Annotated in this window: 6 protein-coding genes; all 6 read left to right on the forward strand. The window is 62.5% G+C overall.

Features of this window, described 5'->3' with window-relative positions; genetic code table 11:
- The first annotated feature begins 201 nt into the window (after positions 1–201).
- Positions 202–417, forward strand: coding sequence for a helix-turn-helix transcriptional regulator (locus tag B5F88_RS18220; RefSeq protein WP_087348850.1), 216 nt, complete (start codon positions 202–204; stop codon positions 415–417).
- Positions 410–2,674, forward strand: a complete 2,265-nt coding sequence (locus B5F88_RS18225; protein ID WP_087348840.1) for a DNA internalization-related competence protein ComEC/Rec2 — start codon at positions 410–412, stop codon at positions 2,672–2,674. Before B5F88_RS18220 ends, B5F88_RS18225 begins: the two co-directional genes overlap by 8 nt.
- A gap of 10 nt (positions 2,675–2,684) precedes the next feature.
- Positions 2,685–3,722: a DNA polymerase III subunit delta gene (gene holA, locus B5F88_RS18230; protein ID WP_087348842.1), complete on the forward strand. Its 1,038-nt coding sequence runs from the start codon at positions 2,685–2,687 to the stop codon at positions 3,720–3,722.
- A 4-nt stretch (positions 3,723–3,726) separates the two neighbouring features.
- Positions 3,727–4,158 carry a toxin-antitoxin system antitoxin subunit gene (locus B5F88_RS18235; RefSeq protein WP_087348844.1) on the forward strand — a complete coding sequence of 144 codons (432 nt, stop codon included), beginning with the start codon at positions 3,727–3,729 and terminating at the stop codon, positions 4,156–4,158.
- Between the two features lies 1 nt (position 4,159).
- Positions 4,160–4,783, forward strand: a complete 624-nt coding sequence (locus B5F88_RS18240; RefSeq protein WP_087348846.1) for a DUF4093 domain-containing protein — start codon at positions 4,160–4,162, stop codon at positions 4,781–4,783.
- Positions 4,784–4,897: 114 nt separating this feature from the next.
- Complete coding sequence (locus tag B5F88_RS18245) at positions 4,898–5,440, forward strand: NADH peroxidase (protein WP_087348848.1); 543 nt, start codon at positions 4,898–4,900, stop codon at positions 5,438–5,440.
- The last annotated feature ends 286 nt before the right edge of the window (positions 5,441–5,726 follow it).

The following is a 5,726-nucleotide window of genomic DNA, read 5'->3' on the forward strand; positions in this document are numbered from 1 at the left end:
GAAAGGGTCAGGGCGGGGGAAATCGAAATCCCCCGCCCTGACCCTTTCTTTCCCGCCGCTTTCTTTGGAAAGAAAGCGGTGCCGCCGGAGGCACGCCTCCTGGGCTTGAAAAGCGCAAGAAGGTTTGCTAAAATAAAGCCGTATGGCGTTAAAATGCGCCGGGCATGCTACCGAATGGTAGCATTTTGCTCGGGTGATGACATGTATTTTCGCCGTATTTCCGATTTACGTGTAGACAATGATATGACGCAGCGGGCGGTGGCGGACTACCTGAATATGAATTTAGAGGTCTACCGCCGCTATGAAAAGGGCATCCGTGAAATTCCGGTGTGGGCGGTGCTGAAATTGGCGGAGCTGTATCACACCAGTACCGACTATATTCTGGGCCTGACCGACGACCCGGCGCCCCGTGCGTAAGCTGGCCTGGTTCGCCGGCTCCTTTGCGGGGGCGGTGTTTCTGGCGGTCTACCTGCTGCCGGAGGCGGTTCTCCTTCCGGTGGGGGCCTGCTGCGCCGTCGGAGGATTGTCGGGGCTGTTTCTGAAGGGGGACCGCCGCCTGCGGCTGCTCCTGGTGGGCTTTGGTTTGGGAGCGGGCCTGTTGTGGACCGAGGTATATACCGCCCTGTTCCACACGCCCGCCTGCCTGGTGGCGGAGCGTACCCAGCCCATCACCGCCCGGGTGACGGAGTGGCCGGAGGAGGAGTCCCATTGGGTGGAGATCAGCTTCCACCAGGGGGAAGGCTGGCCTCTCCGGGCCCTCCTGTGGCTGGAAACCGTGCCGGAGGATCTGCGCCCGGGGGACGAGCTGGCCCTTACCGCCTCTTTCCGTCTGGCCGATACCCTGTCAGGAACGGACAGCGACTACTACTATTCCAAAGGGATCACCCTCCTGGCCTACGGGGAGGGGGAGGTGCAAGTCACCCGCCCGGACCGGGTGCCGGTGTGGTATTGGCCGGACTATGTGGCCCGGGCCATCCGGCAGAGCGCCCTGCGCTGTTTCCCCGATCGGGTGGGTCCTCTGGTGGCCGCCCTGACCACCGGAGACACCTCCGGCCTGGACGGAGGCTTTTACTCCGCTCTCCGGCGGACGGGAACCGCCCATGTGGTGGCGGTGTCCGGCCTCCACGTCTCCTTCCTCTCCGGTTTTCTCACCGCCCTGCTGGGGCGCAGGCGGCGGCTGTCTGCGGCGGTGGGCATCGCTCTGATGTTCTTTTTCGCCGCCGCCGCGGGGAATACCCCATCGGTGCTCCGGGCGGCCTTCATGCAGTCCATGCTGCTGCTGGCGCCGCTGGTAGACCGGGAGGACGACCGGGCCACCTCCCTGTGTACCATTCTTATGCTCCTGCTGATCCAGAACCCCTATGCCGCCGCCAGTATCTCCCTCCAGCTCTCCTTCGCTTCAGTGGCGGGGATCTACCTTTTTACCGGCCCCCTCTGCCAGAGATGGCAGAAGTGCCTGCCCGACAAGCCCAAGGGCTTCCGGGCCAGGTTTGGCTGCCTGGCGTTCCGCTTTCTCACCGCCAGCCTGGCCACCACTCTGGGAGCTATTGCCCTCACCACGCCCCTGACGGCCTATTATTTCGGCTCGGTCTCCCTGATTTCGCCTCTTGCCAATCTGCTGACCCTGTGGGCGGTGTCCGACCTGTTTCTGGGCGGGCTGGCGGTGGCGGTCCTGGGTCTGCTCCTGCCTGGACTGGCGGGGCTGCTGGCCCTGCCGGTGTCTCTGGCGGGGGAGTACCTGCTGTGGATGGTGCCCAGGCTGGCGGCCCTCCCCTTCGCGGCGGTGCCCGCCGGGTCGGTGTATATCGTGGCCTGGCTGGCTCTGGTGTACGCTCTGCTGGTGGCCTATCTCGTCCTGCCGGGCCGGAAAAGCCTGCTCTTGCCCGCCGGTCTGACGGTTTGCGCCCTTTGCTGGGCGCTGCTCCTTCAGGCCGGGCGCTATACCGGCGGACAGCTCACCCTGTCGGTGCTGGATGTGGGACAGGGCCTGTCCACGGCCGTCTATTCCCAGGGGGCCTCCGCTCTGGTGGACTGCGGAGGCAGCGGACTGGATGACGCCGGAGACACGGCGGCGGACTATTTTCAGGCTTTGGGCCTGAGCCGGATTGACGTAGTGGCGCTGACCCACTACCATACCGACCACGCCAATGGAGTGGCCCGCCTGCTGGAGCGGATGGAAGTGGGGCTGCTGATCCTGCCCGACGTGGAGCCGGAGGACCCGCTGCGCCAGTCTATCCTGGCTCTGGCGGAGGAGAAAGGGGTGGACACCCTGCTGGTGGCCGACGTTACCACCCTGACGCTGGGCGGAGCGGAGCTCACCATCTACCCGCCCCTGGGGGCCGGGGACGCCAATGAGGAGGGGCTCAGCGTGCTATGTACCGCCGGGGAGTTTGACGCCCTCATCACCGGCGACATGGACGAGATCATCGAGGGCCGCCTGCTGAAATACGGAAATCTGCCTGACCTGGAGGCTCTGGTGGTGGGTCACCACGGCTCCAAATATTCCACCTCGGAGGAGCTGCTGCTGGCCGCCCGGCCGGAGCTGGCGGTGATCTCCGTGGGGTATAATACATACGGCCACCCCGCCCCGGAGACTCTGGAGCGGCTGGCGGCCGCCGGGTGTCAGATCTACCGCACCGACTGGTCGGGAACCATAACCATTACCTCAGAATAGGAGGATCGCCATGCCGCCCAAAAAGAAACCGGATGACGGGGCGTATCGGACCTTAAAAAAGCAGCTCAAAGAGGGGGCGATCGGCAACCTCTACGTCTTTCACGGGGAGGAGACCTATCTGCGGGACTACTACCTGGGTCAGATCAAGCAAAAGCTCCTGCCCGCCGGGATGGAGGAGTTCAACCTCCACACCATCAACGGGAAGGAGTTCGACCTCAAGACCCTGGCTCAGATGGTGGACTGCCTGCCCATGATGAGCCAGCGCACCCTGATTGTGGTCAACGACTACGATTTATATAAAGGAGATAAGGACGGCCTGATGGCGGTGCTGAAGGACCTGCCCGACTATGTGTGCCTGGTGTTTGTCTACGACCTGGTGGAGTACAAGGCCGACGCCCGCACCAAGCTGGCCGGGCTTTTGAAGGAGAAAGGGCTGGTGGTGGCCTTCAACCGCCAGGACCAGGGGGATCTGGTGGACTGGATCGCCCGCCGGTTCAAGGCCCTGGACCACGACATCGGCACCGAGGACGCCCGCTACCTCATCTTCCTGTGCGGGGACCTGATGACCACCCTTATCTCCGAGATTGGGAAGATTGGGGCCTACGCCACCCACCGCCGGGTGACCCGGGCGGACATCGACGCAGTGGCCACGCCTCAGCTGGACGCGGTGGTGTTCCAAATGACCGACGCCATCGCCGCCGGGGACTTTGACAAGGCGGCGGCGGTGCTGGGGGATCTGCTCCATATGCAGGAGGCCCCTATCAAGCTCCTCTCCGTGCTGGGCAGGCAGCTGCGGCAGCTCTATACCGCCCGGCTAGCTCTGGAGCAGCGGAAGGGGACCAAATACCTGATGGACCTCTGGGCCCTGCGCTCGGCCTATCCCGCCGAGCGGCTGATGCAGTCGGCCCGGCGGTTTTCCCTGGGCTGGTGCCGCTGGGCGACCCTCCGCTGCGGCCAGACCGACCTTGCCATGAAATCCACCGGCGCCGATGGGGAAGAGCTGCTGATTGCTCTGCTCATGGAGCTGGCTGTGAAGAAAGGAGCCTGAAACAATGAAGAAATCCACATTGGTGAAAACGGCGGCCCTGGCCGCCGCGGGGATCGCCGGCTGGTATCTGACCGGAAACAGCCGGAAGGGACAGGTGGAGCGGGTCCGCCGGGAGGTCTACCGGCTGCTCAGCGTCCGCCGGGACGAGCTGAATGCCCTGCGGGAGGCCGCCAAGCAGGGGGAGTTTCCCTCCGACGCGCTGGGTCCGGTGCCTTTGGACGGGGTGGAGCTGGACGCCATCCGGGTAGAGGATGGGGCCGCGGTGCTGGTGCTCCGGGGTGGCCGGGCGGCTGCCTGGCTGGCCAGCCAGCCGCTGGACGTGCTCACCGACGTGCGGTGCGTGCCCTGGCGGGGGAGCGCCCGTCCGGGCGTGCTGTATACCGAGCACCTGGGAGACGGTTGGTATGCGGGCTACGCCTGCTTGGGGTGGAACTGAGGTGCTGCGGATTCGGGAGGCCATCGTGGTGGAGGGGCGGTACGATAAGAACACCCTTTCCCAGCTGGTGGATACGGTGATCCTGGAGACCTCCGGTTTCGGTATCTTCAAGGACAAGGAAAGGCTGGCCTTGTTCCGCCGTCTGGCGGAGGAGCGGGGGCTGATTATCCTAACGGATCCGGACGGGGCGGGCTTTGTGATCCGCAACTTTCTCAAGGGCAGCATCCCGCCGGACCGGGTGAAGCACGCCTATGTGCCCGATATCCTGGGCAAGGAGCGGCGCAAGCGGACCCCCGGCAAGGAGGGCAAGCTGGGGGTGGAGGGTATGCGCCCCCAGCAGCTGGAGGAGGCTCTCCGCCGGGCGGGGGCCACCTTCCTGGATGAGGCGGAGGAGAGGGCGATGCCCCGCCGCCCCATAACCAAGGCGGATCTCTTCACGCTGGGTCTCTCGGGAGGCCCTGGCGCGTCGGAGAAGCGGCGGGCCCTGCTCCAGAAGCTGGCCCTGCCCGAGCATCTGTCGCCCAACGCCATGCTGGAGGTGCTCAACGCCCTCTGCTCCTATGAGGAGCTGGCTGCCGCTCTGGAGCCGAAAAAAACTTTTGCCGATCCTGAAAAAAACACTTGACGGGAAAGTTAAGTTGTGCTATCTTAATATCAGAAATGATAATCATTACTGATTAGCACTTCCGCTAAACCAAGTTACAAAGAAAAATAAAATTGTTTTTAGGAGGCAATCATTATGAAAAAGTGGGTTTGCTCTGTCTGCGGTTACGTTCACGAAGGGGATTCCGCCCCTGATTTCTGCCCCATCTGCAAGGCTCCCAAGGAGAAGTTCGTGCTCCAGGGCGGCGACAAGACTTGGGCTGCCGAGCACGTGGTAGGCGTGGCCAAGGGTGCTCCCGAGGAGATCATCCAGGGCCTGCGTGAGAACTTCCAGGGCGAGTGCTCCGAGGTTGGTATGTATCTGGCCATGGCCCGCGTGGCTCACCGCGAGGGCTATCCCGAGATCGGCCTGTACTGGGAGAAGGCCGCCTATGAGGAGGCCGAGCACGCCGCCAAGTTTGCCGAACTGCTGGGCGAGGTTCTGACCGACTCCACCAAGAAGAACCTGGAGATGCGTGTGGACGCCGAGAACGGCGCTACCGCTGGCAAGTTCGAGCTGGCCAAGAAGGCCAAGGAGCTGAACCTGGACGCCATCCATGACACCGTCCATGAGATGGCCCGCGACGAGGCCCGCCACGGCAAGGCTTTCGAGGGCCTGCTGAAGCGCTACTTCGGCTAATTGAAACTGGATAAATAAGCACTTTTTGAGAGGGAACCGGGAAACTGGTTCCCTCTCTTTTTGCGCTTCTGCCGCTCCATTGTGGATATTTTTGTGGCATTTCTTTCTTTTCCGTCCGTGAAAACTTTCCACATGTGGATATTCAGTTTTTTGCCTTATATCAAGCGGTTTTTACCACTTAATACCGAAAAATGAAGAGAAATTAACAACTTTTGAGAAGTTTTTGCTTTGCCGGGACAAAAATCAAGAAGTTTTGAAGTGTTTTCCTTGACTTTCACCGATTTTT

It is taken from the genome of Flavonifractor sp. An306 (assembly GCF_002159455.1).
GTDB lineage: Bacteria > Bacillota > Clostridia > Oscillospirales > Oscillospiraceae > Flavonifractor.

Excerpts from the sequence above, each read along its gene's own strand:
- B5F88_RS18220 (WP_087348850.1), top strand. The coding sequence starts at position 202 with ATGTATTTTCGCCGTATTTCCGATTTACGTGTAGACAATGATATGACG.
- holA (WP_087348842.1), top strand. The coding sequence starts at position 2,685 with ATGCCGCCCAAAAAGAAACCGGATGACGGGGCGTATCGGACCTTAAAA.
- B5F88_RS18245 (WP_087348848.1), top strand. The coding sequence starts at position 4,898 with ATGAAAAAGTGGGTTTGCTCTGTCTGCGGTTACGTTCACGAAGGGGAT.
- B5F88_RS18235 (WP_087348844.1), top strand. The coding sequence starts at position 3,727 with ATGAAGAAATCCACATTGGTGAAAACGGCGGCCCTGGCCGCCGCGGGG.